This window comes from Sphingobacterium sp. UBA1897 (assembly GCF_002337775.1).
Classification (GTDB): Bacteria; Bacteroidota; Bacteroidia; order Sphingobacteriales; family Sphingobacteriaceae; genus Sphingobacterium; species Sphingobacterium siyangense.
The window spans coordinates 209,305-226,885 of the sequence record NZ_DDGR01000019.1; the positions used below are offsets into that span (position 1 = coordinate 209,305).

At 40.2% G+C, this 17,581-nt stretch carries 17 protein-coding genes; 15 read left to right on the forward strand and 2 right to left on the reverse strand.

The window, feature by feature from the left end:
• Window positions 1-293 precede the first annotated feature (293 nt).
• The 7 genes from B4N43_RS11735 to B4N43_RS11765 all read left to right on the forward strand — a co-directional run bounded on the left by B4N43_RS11735 (window position 294) and on the right by B4N43_RS11765 (window position 7,790).
• The gene (locus tag B4N43_RS11735; protein WP_286734831.1) at window positions 294-1,799 is read left to right on the forward strand and encodes an ankyrin repeat domain-containing protein; all 1,506 of its coding nucleotides are present in this window, start codon (window positions 294-296) and stop codon (window positions 1,797-1,799) included.
• An 18-nt stretch (window positions 1,800-1,817) separates the two neighbouring features.
• Window positions 1,818-2,303: a DUF2271 domain-containing protein gene (locus tag B4N43_RS11740; protein ID WP_075993457.1), complete on the forward strand. Its 486-nt coding sequence runs from the start codon at window positions 1,818-1,820 to the stop codon at window positions 2,301-2,303.
• Window positions 2,304-2,317: 14 nt separating this feature from the next.
• The gene (locus B4N43_RS11745) at window positions 2,318-4,516 is read left to right on the forward strand and encodes a PepSY domain-containing protein (protein ID WP_286734834.1); all 2,199 of its coding nucleotides are present in this window, start codon (window positions 2,318-2,320) and stop codon (window positions 4,514-4,516) included.
• Window positions 4,517-4,602: 86 nt separating this feature from the next.
• Window positions 4,603-5,586 (forward strand): FAD:protein FMN transferase, encoded by a 984-nt coding sequence (locus B4N43_RS11750; RefSeq protein WP_286734836.1) that lies wholly within the window; start codon window positions 4,603-4,605, stop codon window positions 5,584-5,586.
• A 231-nt stretch (window positions 5,587-5,817) separates the two neighbouring features.
• Window positions 5,818-6,375 (forward strand): RNA polymerase sigma factor, encoded by a 558-nt coding sequence (locus B4N43_RS11755; RefSeq protein WP_198385939.1) that lies wholly within the window; start codon window positions 5,818-5,820, stop codon window positions 6,373-6,375.
• Window positions 6,376-6,387: 12 nt separating this feature from the next.
• Complete coding sequence (locus tag B4N43_RS11760; protein WP_201667731.1) at window positions 6,388-6,726, forward strand: hypothetical protein; 339 nt, start codon at window positions 6,388-6,390, stop codon at window positions 6,724-6,726.
• Between the two features lie 608 nt (window positions 6,727-7,334).
• Window positions 7,335-7,790: an Hsp20/alpha crystallin family protein gene (locus B4N43_RS11765; RefSeq protein WP_088162263.1), complete on the forward strand. Its 456-nt coding sequence runs from the start codon at window positions 7,335-7,337 to the stop codon at window positions 7,788-7,790.
• Between the two features lie 531 nt (window positions 7,791-8,321).
• On the opposite strand, the gene B4N43_RS11770 is transcribed toward B4N43_RS11765, so the two are convergent.
• Window positions 8,322-8,906 carry a DUF4126 domain-containing protein gene (locus B4N43_RS11770; protein WP_088162262.1) on the reverse strand — a complete coding sequence of 195 codons (585 nt, stop codon included), beginning with the start codon at window positions 8,904-8,906 and terminating at the stop codon, window positions 8,322-8,324.
• Between the two features lie 266 nt (window positions 8,907-9,172).
• On the opposite strand from B4N43_RS11770, the gene katG reads away from it, so the two are divergent.
• Window positions 9,173-11,452, forward strand: a complete 2,280-nt coding sequence (gene katG, locus B4N43_RS11775) for a catalase/peroxidase HPI (protein ID WP_286734839.1) — start codon at window positions 9,173-9,175, stop codon at window positions 11,450-11,452.
• A 396-nt stretch (window positions 11,453-11,848) separates the two neighbouring features.
• Here the strand turns inward: katG and B4N43_RS11780 are convergent, their stop codons facing one another.
• The gene (locus tag B4N43_RS11780) at window positions 11,849-12,058 is read right to left on the reverse strand and encodes a hypothetical protein (RefSeq protein ID WP_286734841.1); all 210 of its coding nucleotides are present in this window, start codon (window positions 12,056-12,058) and stop codon (window positions 11,849-11,851) included.
• A gap of 183 nt (window positions 12,059-12,241) precedes the next feature.
• Here B4N43_RS11780 and B4N43_RS11785 point away from each other — a divergent pair, with 183 nt between their 5' ends.
• From B4N43_RS11785 to B4N43_RS11815, 7 genes are all read left to right on the forward strand, one after another.
• Window positions 12,242-12,586, forward strand: a complete 345-nt coding sequence (locus tag B4N43_RS11785) for a hydrogenase maturation nickel metallochaperone HypA (protein WP_088162260.1) — start codon at window positions 12,242-12,244, stop codon at window positions 12,584-12,586.
• A 13-nt stretch (window positions 12,587-12,599) separates the two neighbouring features.
• A complete protein-coding gene (gene hypB / locus B4N43_RS11790; protein ID WP_075993447.1) occupies window positions 12,600-13,328 on the forward strand; it encodes a hydrogenase nickel incorporation protein HypB in 729 nt (242 codons plus the stop codon).
• A 157-nt stretch (window positions 13,329-13,485) separates the two neighbouring features.
• Window positions 13,486-14,016 (forward strand): hypothetical protein, encoded by a 531-nt coding sequence (locus B4N43_RS11795; protein WP_286734843.1) that lies wholly within the window; start codon window positions 13,486-13,488, stop codon window positions 14,014-14,016.
• The gene (locus B4N43_RS11800; protein WP_286734844.1) at window positions 14,017-15,018 is read left to right on the forward strand and encodes an ABC transporter substrate-binding protein; all 1,002 of its coding nucleotides are present in this window, start codon (window positions 14,017-14,019) and stop codon (window positions 15,016-15,018) included.
• On the forward strand, window positions 15,015-16,031 hold the full coding sequence (locus tag B4N43_RS11805) for a FecCD family ABC transporter permease (protein ID WP_286734846.1): 1,017 nt from the start codon (window positions 15,015-15,017) through the stop codon (window positions 16,029-16,031). Before B4N43_RS11800 ends, B4N43_RS11805 begins: the two co-directional genes overlap by 4 nt.
• Entirely contained in the window at window positions 16,028-16,870 is an 843-nt protein-coding gene (locus B4N43_RS11810; protein ID WP_286734847.1) for an ABC transporter ATP-binding protein, read from the forward strand. The genes B4N43_RS11805 and B4N43_RS11810 overlap by 4 nt, the downstream gene beginning before the upstream one ends.
• Before the next feature lie 96 nt (window positions 16,871-16,966).
• Window positions 16,967-17,560, forward strand: coding sequence for a GNAT family N-acetyltransferase (locus B4N43_RS11815; RefSeq protein ID WP_286734848.1), 594 nt, complete (start codon window positions 16,967-16,969; stop codon window positions 17,558-17,560).
• Window positions 17,561-17,581: the final 21 nt, after the last annotated feature.

Genomic DNA, 17,581 nt, shown 5'->3' on the forward strand with positions numbered 1-17,581 from the left:
TTTTTGTGGTTTGGGAATATTTTTTAGATTTGCATTAATTTAGAATTAATTTAAATAAAGTAGTTATTCTATTTTAAACATAGGCTTCTCTGTATGCAGAAATTGTTGTACAAAATCTAATTCGGAAAGCTCCCTTGTTCTTAAAATATACGCATTTACACTTATATTCTGATGAAACCAGCACGATGTATTTCGACCCAAGTTATCGTATGACTGTAGCTCAATTTGCCGAATAATTGAGTGGGAATGAATAGGCCATGTTACTTCATCAACTTCAAAAGACAAATAAAAGGATGAAAAAGACACTTTTAGCAGCTTTATTATTCGCTGCAACTTATGCACAGGCACAAACAAATTCGTTAATGAACGGCGAGTTTTGGAAAGGTAAACCTACCTTGACAATTGTTAAAGAAGAAATCAGCAAAGGAAATAGCCCTTCTCAGCCTAATGCGGCATCCTTTGATCCAGTCACAATGGCGATATTAAATGGCGCTCCGACGGATGTTGTCAAGTTTATGATCGAACAAGAAGGGAATAGCGTAACGAAGAAGACGCATCACAGCCGTAGTTATTTACACTGGGCAGCGTCAAGTGGAAATGCGGAGCTTGTCGAGTTTTTAATTGCAAAAGGATCGGATGTCAATTACCAAGATAGCCATGGTTACCCAATTATTGCTTATGCAGCTTCGACAGGAAATACAAATACTGCCGTTTATGATGCTTTGTTTAAAGCAGGTGTGAATCCCAAGCAAAAATATGAAGGTGGTGCTACATTAATGATGCTTGCAGCCTCTGCAGACAAGGACCTTGCATTGACGGATTATTTCATTAAAAAAGGATTATCTATTCAAGATAAAGACGAGTCGGGCCGCACAGTGACGGATTATGCGGCTAAACTTGGAAATACCGAGCTCATGGAGAAATTCATCGCCCGTGGCGTAAAACCAACCAATAATGCGTTATTTTTTGCGACTCAGGGTTCCAGACAAGCATCGAATGGTTTGTCGGTTTATACCTATTTGGTTGAAAAGTTCAAATTGGATCCCAAGGCTGTAAATAAAGAAGGAGCGACAGTGCTGCATGCTTTAGTTCGCAGACCAGATATGGCCGTGATCAATTATTTTTTGGATAAAGGTGTAGATGTCGCAAAAGCTGACAACGAAGGAAATACAGCGCTTATGGTGGCTGCTAGTGGTAAGGATGCTAAATTGGTCGAGCTGCTGCTTACTAAAGCGAAGAACGTAAATGCAGTAAATGAAAAAGGCGAATCTGCATTGACCAGGGCTGTAGCGAATGGGGCCCCCGAAATCGTGGCATTGTTGATTAAAGATGGAGCCGATATCAAGCTATTGGATAAGGAAGGTAATAACTTGGCCTTTTACTGGTTTAATTCCTACAGAGAATTGCCTCAGGGCGGCAGACCCGGTGGACAGGGAAATGCTTCACAAGGGGATGAGTTTAAAGAAAAATTAACGATCCTTAAGACGAATGGATTGGACGTTGTTGCTCCGCAAAAAAATGGTAGCACATTGTATCATTTGGCAGTAGCGAAAGAGAATGTGAAGCTTATCCAGAAAGCCAGCGAACTTGGAGCAGATATTAATGCACAGGATAAAGAGGGAACGACGGCACTACATAAGGCAGCTCTCATAGCGAAAGACGATTCCTTGCTAAAAACATTGGTTTCCCTTGGTGCAAAGAAGGAATTGAAAACAGAATTCGATGAAACGGCTTATGATTTGGCGAAAGAAAACGATTTCTTGTCTAAATCCAATGTGCAGCTTGACTTTTTGAAATAAAATTAGATACAACTGAAGATGAATAACATAGTTAAAACCACGATAGCCACCCTTTTATTTTCGATGGCAGCCCTAAGCTCTTTTGCACAGGCAGCTAAATATAAGTGTATGATCCAAATGAATGCCTATGAAGGTGAGAAAGCCTACGTGGTGATTTCACTGATTAATCCTAGTGGAGCTTACGAAAAAACACTCGCCGTATTGGGATCTGATAAACAATGGTATAATACAATCAAGGAATGGTACAAGTTCCAAAATAAAACCAAAGAAAAGCTAAATGCGGTGACGGGCGCGTCAGTTGGTGGCGGTGACCGTGCCATGCGGACATTGGATATTGATGAAACGAAGTTTAACAAAGGGTATAAACTCCGTTTTGAATCTGCTGTAGAGGAACAAAAATACCATACTGCTGATGTTGAAATTCCTTTGACAAAGGAGGCTATCACTGAAAAAGCTAATGGCAAGGGATATATCAAACTTGTTAAGTTAAATAAAGTACAATAAGAAAAGGGGTAAAAATGCTGGTATCTATTTGGAGGTATGCACATTTAGCCTTAGCTATTGTTTCTTCTATCTTTTTACTTTTATTATCGATAACTGGCGTAATATTGGCCATTGACGCCGTTAACGAAAAAATTCCGCCTTATCGGGTTGAACATATTGAAACGTTAAACCTTGCGCAGTCAGTAACAGCTTTGCGCAAGGTTTATCCTGAAATCATAGCGATCTCGGTAGATCACAATCAATTCGTGAGCATTGATGCCATAGACGCAGATGGCAACACCGTGAAAGGTTATATCGATCCGAATACGGGGCGTCTGCTGGGTCCCCAATTGAATAAGTCCCAATTTGTTCAATGGATTACAGCTTTACACCGCTCACTCTTTCTTAAAGTGACCGGTCGGGTGATTATTGGTGTGGTTTCATTTCTGTTGTTTCTTATTACTATTTCAGGAATTATTCTGATTGTCAAGCGTCAACAGGGCGTTCGACATTTCTTTGCTAAAATCAACCGGGACTTTTTCGCACAGTATTTCCATGTTGTTTCAGGACGTCTATTTTTGATACCAATTTTGATATTGGCCCTAACAGGTACCTATTTATTTCTGGTGCGTATTGAAATCTTAAAAAAGCCGAACCAAACAATTGAATATCCCAATAAGATGAAGGAAGATATTCAATTGGAGGTGGCAAAATTTTCAATATTCCAAAATACAAAACTTGTCGATTTGAAGACGTTGGAGTTTCCGTTTATGGAAGACGATCCTGACGAGTTTTTTATATTGAAGCTTCGCGATCGGGAATTGACCATAAATCAGTTGAATGGAAGCTTGCATAAAGAAGTAAAGTATCCCTTTACAGCATTGGCCGAACAGTTTTCTTTGGACCTCCATACGGGCAAGACCAATATCATATGGGCCATTATATTGGGGCTCGCATCTTTGAATATTGTGTTCTTTATTTACACGGGCTTTGCAATCACATTCAAGCGCAGGCGTACTAAAATCAAGAATAAATATAAACCTGAAGAAGCAGAGATTGTTATTCTTTTCGGAACGGAAAATGGAAGCACGCTGTTTTTCGCCAATCAGATCCATAAACAACTCTTAGCGGATGGGCAAAAATCGTTGCTGCTCGGAATGAATCAATATCAATGCTTTCCAAAGGCAAAACACTTGCTTGTGTTTACCTCAACATACGGGCTAGGAACTGCACCATCCAATGCACTTCAATTTGAACATAAGCTCAACAGCCATCCGCAAGAACAAGACGTACAATTTTCAGTTCTGGGCTTTGGTTCAAAAGCCTATCCCGACTTTTGTGCCTATGCGCGCGAAATTGATCATTTATTAGAAAAACAAGCCTGGGCTTCTCGACTAACAGATTTACACACAGTTAATGATAAGAATGTTGATGAGCTTATTTCATGGATACATCAGTGGTCTGCTCAGACCAATATTGCATTAGCTTCTGCACCGGCTATTTATAGTGCTAAAGTCGTCGGATTGACGAAATTTAAGGTAATAGCGAAGTCTACTGTTTCAGCTAGTAACACGACCTTTACTTTAGTCCTGAAACCTTCAGGTAAAATTAAAATGCAATCGGGGGATTTACTGGCAATCTATCCCGCGCAAGATCAACGTGAACGTTTTTATTCGATAGGTTACAAAGACGGTATGGTTCAGCTTGTGGTGAAATTGTTTCCTGATGGATTTGGCTCGAGCTTCCTTTATCGATTGGAACCGAATCAAACCCTGCAGGCACGTGTCATGGTTAATCCAAGTTTTCATTTTCCGAAAGCGGCAAATGCCGTTGCTTTAATTGCGAATGGTACAGGGGTAGCACCTTTTCTAGGCATGATTTCAGCGAATGAAAGTATGACACCTTTGCGTCTGTATGCTGGTTTTCGCCATCGAAATGAAATGACAGCACACTATATAGATTTTGCTGATGAGCAGATAAAGCTGGGACATCTGAAACAGCTTGAACTGGCTTTTTCACGCGAGGAAAATGCACAATATGTCATGGATTTGATTCGTCGGGATGCGCTATATTTTGTCGAATTGCTTGATAAAGGAGGTTGTATATTGCTTTGTGGAGCATTGCGTATGCAGCATGATGTTGAACATACTTTAAATGAGCTACTTTTGGAACATGTCGGCAAAACTATTGCAGTCTATAAAGAAAATGGACAGATCTTAACCGATTGTTATTAGTAAATTGGTGGTACAATAGTATATCCCATCGGTAAAACTGCTTTTGGTACGCATCGACTTTTTAATCCCTTTTTCAGATCAATCTCATGAAGAACAATAAACACTGTGGCCTGCTTTTAATTCTCTGCTTTGTATCCATTACTTCAGGGATTGCGCAGGTATTGGTAAAGCGACAGGTTACCCTTATGGGCTCTGTTTTCGAAATTAGTTTGGTAGATCGGGATAGCTCGATTACAAATCAGCATATCGATGAAGTCATCTCCGAAATAGATCGAATAGAAAATCTGATTTCAGAATGGCGTCCGCAAACCCAAATAGCAGCGGTAAACCGCAATGCAGGGATTAAGCCAGTTAAGGTGGATAGAGCAGTGTTTGAACTAACACAACGTGCAATCCAATATGCTCAAAATTCAGGTGGTGCTTTTGATATCAGTATTGTTGCCTTAGATAAAGTTTGGCTATTTGATGGCAGCATGACCACAATGCCCTCGGAAGAAGTGATTAAGAGGTCTGTCGAGAAAGTTGGTTATCAACACATTCGCCTCGATAGTGCGGCTTCGACAATTTTTCTGGAGTTACCGGGTATGAAGATCGGTTTCGGCTCTATTGGGAAAGGCTATGCGGCAGATAGGGGCAGGGAAATAATGAAAGCAAAAGGGATTGAAGCAGGTATAGTGAATGCTTCTGGTGATCTGTCGGCTTGGGGAAGCCCACCCCAGGACGATGCATGGAAAGTGGGCGTAAACAATCCGTTCAAAGCCCATCGAATGGTCAAAGTTCTTCGTTTGAATGAAATGGCCGTAGCAACTTCGGGCAGCTATGAGAAATATGCGGAGATTAATGGAAAACGTTATTCACATATTATAAATCCGGTGACAGGTTACCCAGCTACGGGATTAACTTCAGTGACGATTTATGGACCCTCAGCGGAAGTCGCAAATGCACTCAGTACGTCAATAATGGTACTGGGCGAGAAAGAAGGAAAAAAATTGATTCAGCGTTTTCCAGCATACCATTATATTTTTATTACCGATAAAGGTAAGGTCATTCAGCAGCGCCGGAAATCTTAAACCATGGAACTACTTTTTTATGTTGCATAAAGTGTATAGAAAGCATAGCCTATTAGCTGATTATCTAGTATATTTATGCGAACAAAGCGTATACGAAAGACGACGAAAAAAGAATGTGTGATGTTGTTCATCCGTTGGAAGTCAGCAAGAAAGTAGATCCTTGAAAATAATTTAAAGTAAAAGTTCGACTAGTTCGTCTATGCTGCTATGGACATTGCATACCAAAATCATATGGCAGAAAAAAATTCCAGATCATTTACGGATATCGTTAAGACTTATGGAAGTCAACTGCTACGTTTTGTTAAGGGGAAAGTAAAGAAAACGGAGGATGCAGAAGATATCTTACAGGAAGTCTGGTATCAATTTAGCCGTTTGACCAATATGGACGAACTGGAGAATGCGGGAGCATGGCTCTATGCTGTCACACGGAATAAGATTACCGATAGTTATCGGAAAAAGAAAAATGAATCACTTGATGATATGATAGCAGGTGATGATGATAGTGAAAGTACTTTCCCTATTCGTCAGTTCCTTTTGGCCGACGACTCCAATAATCCCGAGCTAAAATTATTTAAGGATATTTTTTGGGATGAGCTGATGAAAGCATTGGAGGAATTGCCGGAGAAGCAGCGTCGGGTTTTTGTGCTGAATGAGCTGGAAGAGAAAACACTTCAAGAAATTGCCGTTATGGAAAATGAGAACCTCAAGACGATTATCAGTCGAAAAGGGTATGCCGTGAAGCACCTGCGGGTACGGTTGCGAAGTTTGTATGAAGAATTAAAATTTTAAAAGGATTAAGCTATGAATGGAAGAATGAATAGACAGCGGAAGGGTAAATTCGCTTTTATGTTTGTCGCTATTACCATTGGTGTTTTTTTGTTGGTAGCCTTACTACAATATTTATGGAATACATTAATGGTTGATATTTTCAATTTAAAAACAATTACCTATTGGCAGGCATTGGGACTCTTTGTTTTGTCAAGAATTCTGTTCGGCAGGGGGTTTGGTAAACCTGGAGGGGGGAGATTTCGAAAAGGTTTTCCGCGTCAGATGGAAAAAGGAGAAGATCTCTCCGATGAGGAAAGGGAACGTTTGAGGGCAGAATGGAAGCGTCGTTTTGGAGGACGATGTGGATTCTAAAAAAAGAATAAAAATTTTAAAGTAAAAACTGTTGTTGGGCGTCTTCTTCTATAAAGGCGCCTTTTTTTATGCCGGTATCCTGATTCTAAGGGAATAGCAGAACGCGATGTTCTGTCAGAATGGATGTTGGACAGAATAATAATTAGTTACAAAATACGAATGGTCAAGGAGAATGTCGTTTTCAATCAGATGAAAATGGAGGAAGCCAGCAACCATTTTACAAAAAAGATGTATTCAAATGAAAAATAAACTTCGATTTATATTGCCTCGCCTGATTGTGCTTACGGCAATAGCTGGATTAGCAACCTTGATTATTGGGACGATCTTTAAACTCTTATTGTTTGGGACAGTTCTCTTCGGAATAGGAAGCTTCGCGGCAGCAAGAATGCGTAGGAGAGATAGACAAGCATTCAAAATGGATAGGACTCCGGTATATCCGAATGTTCACCGTCATTACAACACTGCGGTCGCTATCGTACCATTACAAGGACAAAAACGTGCTAGGAAAGCAACGATAGTTCCCGTTTATTAAGGTTAAAAAACTGCAAAGACGAAGCAATTCGTCATGTATTAGTTCAACGTATTATTCAATATTAAAAATTAAAGACATGTTTAAAAGAGATCATTATACCAGAGGATATTCAAATCATAACAAATTTTGCGGACAACATTTTAAAGACCGTTTTGAAAAATTTCAACAACATTTTTTTGAAGATGAAACCGCACACAGTGGTGGCGGACAGCAATCTGTTCCTGTAAATATTGTAGAGAATCAAGAATTCTATGAAGTACAGCTTTTTGCTGCTGGCCGTAAGAAGGAACAATTCCAAGTCAGTATAAATGACGGAATACTAAAAATTTCATGTACAGAGAATGCACAGGACAATGCCATAGATTATATTTATAAAGAGTACGATGGAATGGCATTTGAACGTGAATTCCAATTGAATGAACAAGTGCTTACAGATAATGTGCATGCGAGCTTCGAGGATGGGGTATTGACTGTCATTCTTCCAAAAGATCTTGAAAAAGTAATACGACCACAAGAAGTTGCTATTGATTAGTAAAAGCCAGTTTTTGATTTGGGCGCACATCAAAGTAAAGGTTGCTTATGTGCGTAAACTTAAATCAGCATAAGGGCTAATTTTGAAAAAGGACAGCATCGAATTTTGCTGTCCTTTTTTTATGGTTTACCTCCGGCCTCCACCCAAAGCAGCATATATATTTACTAAATGGAAAAAAACTAATACGAAATTATACCTAATAACAATTTTTAATCAGTTTTTAGACAGTAATTAGTCACTATTTATTCAGTCTACACTGAGTAATCACTGAGCAAGCACTGAACGAGCACTGAACAAGTACTGTTGAAAGATATAATTTGATTACCATCATATCTTCGTTTGATTGACAGGTATAAAGGTTAGGGATTATGATTTTATGCAGATATTGATCAGCTTAGGTCTATTAAGATGGAGACAATATTCCTAGTTGGTTTGTGCATCTGCTAAATTGGCTTCTGCCTGTGTAGGTGAGGCTTGCTGTTATTGTAGATTGTATAGCGCTGTGTCAAGTTTATTTAGATGTTATGACAGCTATTCAGTTCTTTTAAGTTTTTTATGTAGTTGTTCTCTGCCAAATCGCCAAAAGAAGTAAAACAAGCCAATAACAACGATTATAGCCATAAAAGGCACAAATATGGCGAGTATAGTTAAGATCGTAGAACCGATGGTTTCCATTGTCGAAATCATAAAATTACCAAAACCGGCCGTTCCTATCGAAGAGGCAGCTCGGGTGCCTGCCAGGGCCGTGCTAATGGTTGCTGCAGTACCGCCACCGGCGATTATGGCCATAGCCCAGCGGAAAAAAGGAGAAATATCTGTAAACTGTATAGCGAAAAGTAAAGTACCGGCTATGGTCGCTAAGGGGATGGATAGGCTGTCCAATATGTTGTCTATAAAAGGGATGTAATACCCCGCTATTTCCAAAATCATGGCTATACTTGTTGCCGCTAAAACAAGAGGAGAACCCGCCCAGGCTAATTCATTGCCGACTTGGAACAATTCCAGCCGACAGCCAAGACTCAATAAAAATAAGGGCATGAAAATTCGGAAGCCAGTGGCTGCTGCCAAACTCACTCCTATAAATGCACTCACCAAAAATGTAGAAAGTTCACTCATGGCCGATATTTTTTGATACAACCTAATTGTAGAATAATAAAAGAATGGCTTTTGTTTTAGCAATGCTAAAAATCCGCGTTTTCTGGATTCTCGCTAAAAGATGATTTTCAAGTTTTTATATACCTGATGATGGTGTATATAGATTTTGATTATAGTGTATCAAATCATTCGATGTACAAGTGGGAGCGCATTTGTGTAATTTTATGAAAGTGGAAGTCAAACAATTTGATCACTTAAGGTATTATATAAATAAACTTTCTTTTCATATGGACAACAACGAAAAAGACATTAGCAAATGCCCATTTCACAATGGTACTATGCGCAACGCCGTTGCGGGAGGGGGAACTCAGAATCAGGATTGGTGGCCAAATAGACTTCGTGTAGATCTGTTGAGACAACATGCGAGCAAGTCAAATCCGATGGACGAAGGCTTTGATTATGCAGAAGCATTTAAGCAGTTGGATTTAGAAGCTGTAAAAAAAGATTTGCATGCATTGATGACCGATTCACAGGATTGGTGGCCGGCAGATTTTGGTCATTATGGACCATTATTCATCCGGATGGCTTGGCATAGTGCCGGTACCTATCGGGTAAGTGATGGTCGAGGCGGAGCTGGGTCTGGTCAGCAACGTTTTGCACCCTTGAATAGCTGGCCTGATAATGTGAGTTTAGATAAAGCGCGTCGCCTGTTGTGGCCTATCAAACAAAAATATGGTAAAAATATCTCCTGGGCAGATTTATTGATCTTAACCGGTAATGTCGCTTTGGAGTCTATGGGCTTCAAAACTTTTGGTTATTCTGGTGGTCGGGTGGATGCTTTTGAACCAGAATTGGACGTGTATTGGGGCTCTGAAACAACATGGTTAGGCGGTGATATTCGTTATGCACATGGTTCAGAAGGCGTAGTTGAAGCACATGGTGTTTTGTCTGCCGATGATAATGCAGATGGTAAGCAACACTCACGTAATCTTGAAAAACCGTTGGCAGCGGTACAGATGGGGTTAATTTATGTTAATCCAGAAGGACCGGATGGAAACCCTGATCCTATAGCGGCTGCAAAAGATATACGAGATACTTTTGGTCGGATGGCTATGGATGATGAGGAAACTGTCGCTTTGATTGCAGGTGGGCATACTTTTGGAAAAACTCACGGAGCTGGACCTGCCGACAATGTCGGAAAAGAGCCTGAAGCTGCCGGTATAGAACAACAAGGATTAGGTTGGAAAAGTACTTACGGCAGTGGAGTAGGTGCTGATGCGATTACTAGTGGACTGGAGGTCATTTGGACACAAAAACCAACGGAATGGACCAACCTCTTTTTTAAGAATCTGTTTGAGCATGAATGGGAATTGACAAAAAGCCCTGCAGGAGCACACCAATGGATCGCCAAAGGAGCCGATTCGAATGTTCCAGATCCTTTTGATCCAAATAAAAAGCGTAGGCCAACGATGCTGACGACAGATTTATCGTTGCGTTTTGATCCAATCTATGAAAAGATCTCCCGTAAATTTTACGAAGATCAAGATGCGTTTGCTGATGCATTTTCTCGTGCCTGGTTTAAATTAACACACCGTGATTTGGGGCCAAGAGAGCGTTATTTAGGTGCTGAAGTTCCTGCTGAGGAATTATTGTGGCAAGATCCTATTCCGGCTGTCGATCATGTTTTGGTCGATGCGGATGACATTAGTACATTGAAATCCGCCCTATTGAACGCGGGACTAAGCTCTGCCGAGCTCGTAACGACAGCTTGGGCGTCAGCTTCTACATTCCGTGGGTCGGATATGAGAGGTGGTGCAAATGGTGCTAGAATTCGTCTGGCTCCGCAGCGGTATTGGCAAGTCAATAATCCGGCGCAATTGCAAAAAGTTCTTACTGCGCTGGAACAGATTCAGCAGGATTTTAATGGAAAGCAACAGGGCGGAAAGAAGATCTCATTGGCAGACTTAATTGTCTTGGGCGGTGTTGCCGCGATAGAGCAGGCAGCCCGTGCTGCTGGACATGATATCAAAGTACCGTTCCATCCTGGACGTATGGATGCTACACAGGAGCAAACGGATGTGGAATCCATGGGCTATCTTGAGCCAATTGCGGATGGATTTAGAAACTATCGCAAAGGGGCTTATACCGTGTCTACGGAATCGTTATTGATTGATAGGGCGCAGTTGCTGACCTTATCGGTTCCTGAATTGACTGTCCTTATTGGCGGTATGCGTGTTCTTCAAGCCAATTTTGATGGTTCTCAACTAGGGGTAATGACTGACCGACCTGGCCAACTGACCAATGACTTTTTTGTTAATCTATTGGATATGGGAACAGCTTGGAAAGCAATCTCTCCGGATCGGGAAGTTTTTGAAGGATCAGATCGTAAAACTGGTATTAAAAAATGGGAAGCAGGAAGAGCAGACCTTGTTTTTGGTTCAAATGCTGAACTAAGAGCCGTTGCCGAAATATATGGTAGTGCCGATGCAAACGAAAAATTTGTACAAGATTTTGTGAAGGCATGGAATAAAGTGATGGAGTTGGATCGCTTCGATTTGCATCGTTAATGAATAAAAATTAAGCCTTTCAAAAAGCCAGTCTCCTATCGAGGCTGGCTTTTTATGATTTTGCTATAGGAGAAAATATCTTGTATTTAGCTGCGACAAAAAATACCCAATTTTTGCCTCTAATATCATTTTAATCTCACTTTAACCAAATTTTAATTTAATATATATAGAATTATGGAATTTTCTTTGGGTGTTTCCTATTTTGTGAAATAAAATTCAAGATTTGTGCTACTTTTTCTTCTTTGATCGGTAGTAACTTTGTATTGGTTTCAAAGGAATCTTTGCTACTTTGTTAGGTTAAAGCTATGTGGAAGCACTTTATTTTTCTGTTTGCAGCACTGTTAATATCATTTAAAATTTTAAATGCAAACAGTCTTGTACTGAAAAGTGATAGTTTTAAATCCTCGTATTTATCTTCAAAAAGTCCTTCACAAAACGCGGGAGATTCACGCATAACCCATTTTCCAAAAGATCATAGTCACTTTTGTTCGCTCTACCCATCGCTTCAATCCATTGTTGCGGAAATGGACGTGGAAGTGGCACAAGATTGGTTAATGGACCGTTGGTTGGTAACTGTTGATTTGCTTTGGCATGAACTACTGCCATCCCCATTGCAGAAAGACTATCGGTATGAACATACCTTAGATCTAGAGCCTATACCCATAGCTCGATTTTTGCTGTTTGAGCAAATCAAAATTCCATGCTAAAGCGTAAGCTTTTCTTCACATCAGACCGGCAAAGAAATCTGCCATTTCTTTTCTCAATTTATTTATTTCTTAAAATATACCAATGCACGAGCTAAGTATAGTAAAGGATATTTTTGATACGCTGACCTCGCATTATGAGGCTAGGGTAGATGATATTCAAAAAATTCAGGTTACAGCAGGATTGTTATCCAACGTTCAGCCTGTATTGATTCAAAATGCATTTGATGCTTTTATTGCTGAAAATACGCAATATCAAGATATGGAAATGGAGGTCGTTGTAAACGATATCATTGCATATTGTGAACATTGTCAGAAAAATTTCCCTGTTCATTTTCATCGATTTGTCTGTGACTGCGGACAACCCTCCAGCACAATTGTTCAAGGAAATGAACTCTATATTTCAAAAGTAATTTTTAAACAAGACTAAAAAATCGTTTATCATGTCAGACAATACTCCAAATCCTAAAAGTTTAGGTAACCGTGTAGGTTCGGTTCAATGTGAAAATACAACACTACATTTATTAAAAGCAAATGATTTCGTCGCAAAAGCCATCCGCGATAGACTGAAAGATGTCTGTGTGATCAATGTATGCTCTTCCCCGGGTTCGGGCAAAACAACCTTGATGCAAGAAACCGGTAAACGTTTGTCGAAGGATTTGAATATTGCTGTTTTAGTGGGCGATCCAGAAACTGAACGCGATGCGGTACGTATGCGCGATGTAGGCATCAATGCCTTGCAGATTGTCACTGGAGGAATGTGTCATATTGAGGCACAAATGATCTTACAAGCCCTGGATCATATTGATATTGAAGGAATAGATCTGTTGTTTATTGAGAACGTCGGAAACTTATTGTGTCCATCAGCATTTGATTTGGGTGAAGATTACCGCGTAACCTTATTGGCGACAACAGAAGGGGATGATAAACCAAAAAAATACCCACGTATGTTTTTAACAAGCGAATTGATGTTGGTTTCCAAAGCGGATTTATTACCATATGTACCTTTCTCGGTAGATGCGGTCACGAAAGACGCCCGCGAGGTAAATCCCAATCTGGAAGTTATTACAATCAGTACATTAAATGGTGACGGCCTTGATACCTGGTGTGATTGGTTGAAAGAAAGAGTTCAGGCAAAAAAAGATCAATATAAAGCGCTTGAAGTAAAATAGTGAACAACAGATAAAATGAATAGGATAATAATGATCCATGTTTTATTGTTATCCTGTTCAATGTTGACGCAATAGTGCTGTTTTTTGAGGAAATAAATAGCACTGAAAACAAAGCCAAATAGTGCTGTTAACGTGTGATGAAGATAAGTTTACAAAAATGAATAAGCTGCCTATACCAATAGATAAAATTGTCGCAAACAAGGCGTTTGCCCTTAGCGACGTCGATCAAGTGCATCTTGAGTGGTATGAAGTCCATAAAAGACGCCTGACGCGCAATACAATAAACGGAAAAGCAATCCTTATGCAATTGGACCAGGGTGCGGAATGGCACCATGGTGATGGTTTATTTCATGAGGAAGCGTTACAAGCGATCCTGTTTGTCAAGCCTTCGTTGACGATAAGATTTAATCCAACGGATTTGGTTCAGCTTGCAGATTTCGGTTATTTCATCGGAAATAGACATCTGCCGATATTCAACGTAACAGATGCCGAATCGCTTCGTCTTCCTTACGATGGACGACTTTATGAACAGGTTCTAGCAAAATATGGAACGTCGATTCAGTTGGAGGAAGCCTTGTTGTTATCCGAAGATTTGATTCGTTTGCAGGCTAAAAATATGAAGAATCCAGATTTAAAAAGAATAGACGGGCATATCAGTTTGGGTGAACAAGTTCGAAAAAATAATTAAATGAAAGTGAATCGAATTATAGTTGTATTGCTTTTGGTATGTTGTGGTATATGGAGTGCCTGCCAAAATCGGCAATCCGACACGCTCAACAGTCAAGTGAAAGCAGTCGATAGTAGAGGGAAGGAAGTTGTGTTGGCGCATGTGGCAAAGCGTGTGGTTGTTTTATTCCCTTCGCTTGTTGATGAAGTGTATATGTTGGGCGCTGAAAATAGCCTTGTAGGTATTCCTGAACAGGTTTATCAGCTCGAAGATACCTATAGCTTTTTATCCAAATTGGATCAAAGAATTGCAAAAAAAGAACTGGCAACGCCTACCTTCGCTGGCCAGGCAAATAATGTGGAAAGCATAGTTGGCTTGAACCCTGATCTTGTTTTGACGTTCAATACCGATCAGGATAATATTTCTCAATTAGAAGATCTTGGAATTCCCGTTTTTACTTTTTCTTCGCAGGATGAAAAAAGTATTTTTAATGAACTGATAGGGATGGGAGCCTTACTCGGAAAGAAAGCGCGAGCGGAAGAAATTGTTCAATTTGTTTCGGCGGAGATCAAAAAAATGACTGCTCCCAAGGATCAAATACAGAAGAAGGTTTATTATGCCTGGTCTAAAGGTAGAGTACTTTCGACATCCGGTCGTGGTAGTTTGATTGATATGGCGATCCGGCTTTCGGGCGCAGCTAATGCCTGCCCGTTGGAAATGGAAGCCCCTAATGTCGGTGCAGAAACGATCTATAAATGGAATCCGGACCTCATTATTCTTTGGAATTCTAAACTGGCAGACGTATATAATCTGAAGGAACTCGCGGCATTACCTGCAGTGAAAAATAAACAGGTATTTGTGATGTCACCGTCGTTCCCATACGATCCACATACCGTCAAATTTATGCTTTTTGCCAAACAAATTAGGCATTGGTGTTTTTCGGATTATACGAAACAGCAGCTTGATCAGGATATGACCATAGCTTTTGAAAAACTATACGGTAAAGAAGGACTACTTCAATGATACATCAATTAAAAAAGCTGTTTCTGCTAGTTGTTTTACCACTGTTGGTTTTATTGCTTTCCTTACTTGTAGGATCGAGTCAGCACATTGGTTTTGTCGAGCTCTGTCAACGCATCGGATTGGAAGTGGGGATTTATATCGGAGACCATAATGCTGTATTGAAAGATAACATGGACACAATATTGTGGCAGGTACGTTTACCACGGATTCTGTTGACCTTTATGGTCGGAGCTGCTTTAGCGTCTTCTGGTGGAATTTTGCAGGCCATTTTTAGGAATCCAATCGTTGATCCCTTTACATTGGGTATTTCTTCGGGATCTGCTTTTGGGGCCGCATTGGCCATGTTGTTCCCTTTATTGTCAGTCAATCTATCGGCATTTCTGTTCGGTGTATGTGCTGTAGGTTTGACCTATTTTGTTTCAAATGCGGGCTTGAAAACCTCGATTGTTGGGATGGTGTTAGCTGGAATGGTTATTTCCGGTGTATTTACAGCAATGTTAACCCTGTTACAATACATTAGTGATCCCTATAAATTACAAGCTATTGTGCAATGGACAATGGGAAACCTACATACAGCATCATGGTCGAAAGTACAGCAAGCGTTCCTGCCGATCACAATAGGATTGGGGATCCTGATCCTTTTGCGCTGGAAGCTGAATCTTCTCGCTCTTGGTGATCAAGAAGCAATTGCTGTTGGCGTTAACCCGAAAATATTGAAATTGGTCTTCATTGCTGTAGCAACACTAATTACAGCGTCGGCCGTGGCAGCTGTAGGCGTAATTAGTTTATTTGGATTAATTGTACCACATATCAGCCGCATGATCTTTGGACCCAATAACAATATTATTGTGTGGGCAAATATCAGTATTGGAGGTACTTTCTTATTACTTATCGATGATTTTTCTAGGGCTGTTATGCCATTTGAAATTCCGATCGGTGTTTTTACAATGATTATTGGTGCTCCCTTGTTTATTTATCTGATGCGCCGTAACGAAATCAACTGGAATTCATGAGTAATTCGATTCATATCAAAAAACTTTCTTTTGCCTATGGTAAGGATATCATTTTAAATGATGTAAACATGTCATTTCCGGAAGGAAAGCTTTCTGTTATTCTTGGTCGAAATGGAAGTGGTAAATCGACTCTGTTTAATATTATTGCCGGGCTGGAAAAAAAATATAATGGATCAGTTCTTATCGGTGAAACGGAACGTCGCGATTGGAAGGTTGGTCGGGCCAATTCATTGAAATTGGGTTTTCTCAACCAGTTCCATCAGACCACATTTCCTTTTAGCGTTGTTGATGTTATTCTGACGGGACGAGCCTCGTTTTCTCGTTTTTCACCAAGTAAGGAAGACTTCGAGGCAGTTGAACAGATCTTGGATAGATTTAACCTCACACATTTAAAAGACAAACCCTATACCTCTTTGTCTGGAGGAGAGCGACAATTGGTATTACTTTGTCGCGTGTTGGTACAACAACCCGATTTATTATTGCTTGATGAACCCACCAATCACTTGGATCTGAAATACCAGATTGCGGTTCTGCAGACAGCCAAGGAGCTGGTCAAAGAGGGGACAACCGTGTTATGTGTGATGCACGACCCCAACATGGCGTATCTTTTTGGTGATCAGTTTTATCTGATGAAGGACAATAGGCTCGTGGATCTGCACGGTCTGGAGCAGGAGCAAGTACGGGAATTATTGGAACAGACCTATCAACTTCCTTTGATCAGTTTAGAAAATCAAAAGAAATGGATGTTTGTTCCGATGCTGGGTGCGGATAGGGCATTTGACACCATTGCGGGTTCAGCGCATAACGCCGAAGCCAAAACTGAAATGAATACGCCATGACTAAGCTGCCTAAATAGGTGTCTTAATGAAAAATCATGGTTTGTACCTGAGATGCTCAGTTTACTGTGCAAATATTTTAAAAATAGCTATAACGATATGAATACCATCAAAGACAGCGGCAATATATTGATTAATAATCAACTGATAAGCAAACGATGTTTTCCCACGCAGCCCCATTTGAAAAATATCAGCATATCTCGTGTTGAAAAGGAAGATATTGATGTGGTATTACCTTATGTCATTGAATTTCGAAAACAGTTGTTCCCGATGTTGGATGCACATAAACTTCCTAAAGATCTACTGGCATTTTCAGCCGTGTATCTTGAGGCTGAAGCTGGTGCATTCTTGCAGGCAAAAGATCAGCAGGGTAAACTGATTGGCGTCGTTGGCATGCTGGCTTATGACTACCGTTTTCCGCATTTGGATATTGATAAAAGGAAAACGGTGGAAGTTGCTCGACTTTTTGTGGACCCGAGTTACCGTAGGTCAGGTTTGGGAACGGCCTTATTCAAGGGGTTGGTGGCTGTAGCTAAGGAGAAAAGTATTGAAAGGCTTTATTTACATACCCACCCATTCCTGACTGGAGCCTATGAGTTTTGGGGAAAACAGGGATTTCAATTGAAAAACTTTTGTAATGAATCGAATTTTCCAACGATACACATGGAATTATTCGTAGATCGTATTGCTTAACCCTAAAAGTGGATAAGCCAA

Excerpts from the sequence above, each read along its gene's own strand:
- B4N43_RS11795 (WP_286734843.1), top strand. The coding sequence starts at position 13,486 with ATGAATAAGCTGCCTATACCAATAGATAAAATTGTCGCAAACAAGGCG.
- B4N43_RS11735 (WP_286734831.1), top strand. The coding sequence starts at position 294 with ATGAAAAAGACACTTTTAGCAGCTTTATTATTCGCTGCAACTTATGCA.
- B4N43_RS11785 (WP_088162260.1), top strand. The coding sequence starts at position 12,242 with ATGCACGAGCTAAGTATAGTAAAGGATATTTTTGATACGCTGACCTCG.
- B4N43_RS11815 (WP_286734848.1), top strand. The coding sequence starts at position 16,967 with ATGAATACCATCAAAGACAGCGGCAATATATTGATTAATAATCAACTG.
- B4N43_RS11810 (WP_286734847.1), top strand. The coding sequence starts at position 16,028 with ATGAGTAATTCGATTCATATCAAAAAACTTTCTTTTGCCTATGGTAAG.
- B4N43_RS11770 (WP_088162262.1), bottom strand. The coding sequence starts at position 8,906 with ATGAGTGAACTTTCTACATTTTTGGTGAGTGCATTTATAGGAGTGAGT.
- B4N43_RS11805 (WP_286734846.1), top strand. The coding sequence starts at position 15,015 with ATGATACATCAATTAAAAAAGCTGTTTCTGCTAGTTGTTTTACCACTG.
- B4N43_RS11800 (WP_286734844.1), top strand. The coding sequence starts at position 14,017 with ATGAAAGTGAATCGAATTATAGTTGTATTGCTTTTGGTATGTTGTGGT.
- B4N43_RS11765 (WP_088162263.1), top strand. The coding sequence starts at position 7,335 with ATGTTTAAAAGAGATCATTATACCAGAGGATATTCAAATCATAACAAA.
- katG (WP_286734839.1), top strand. The coding sequence starts at position 9,173 with ATGGACAACAACGAAAAAGACATTAGCAAATGCCCATTTCACAATGGT.
- B4N43_RS11760 (WP_201667731.1), top strand. The coding sequence starts at position 6,388 with ATGAATGGAAGAATGAATAGACAGCGGAAGGGTAAATTCGCTTTTATG.
- hypB (WP_075993447.1), top strand. The coding sequence starts at position 12,600 with ATGTCAGACAATACTCCAAATCCTAAAAGTTTAGGTAACCGTGTAGGT.
- B4N43_RS11755 (WP_198385939.1), top strand. The coding sequence starts at position 5,818 with ATGGCAGAAAAAAATTCCAGATCATTTACGGATATCGTTAAGACTTAT.
- B4N43_RS11780 (WP_286734841.1), bottom strand. The coding sequence starts at position 12,058 with ATGGCAGTAGTTCATGCCAAAGCAAATCAACAGTTACCAACCAACGGT.
- B4N43_RS11745 (WP_286734834.1), top strand. The coding sequence starts at position 2,318 with ATGCTGGTATCTATTTGGAGGTATGCACATTTAGCCTTAGCTATTGTT.
- B4N43_RS11750 (WP_286734836.1), top strand. The coding sequence starts at position 4,603 with ATGAAGAACAATAAACACTGTGGCCTGCTTTTAATTCTCTGCTTTGTA.
- B4N43_RS11740 (WP_075993457.1), top strand. The coding sequence starts at position 1,818 with ATGAATAACATAGTTAAAACCACGATAGCCACCCTTTTATTTTCGATG.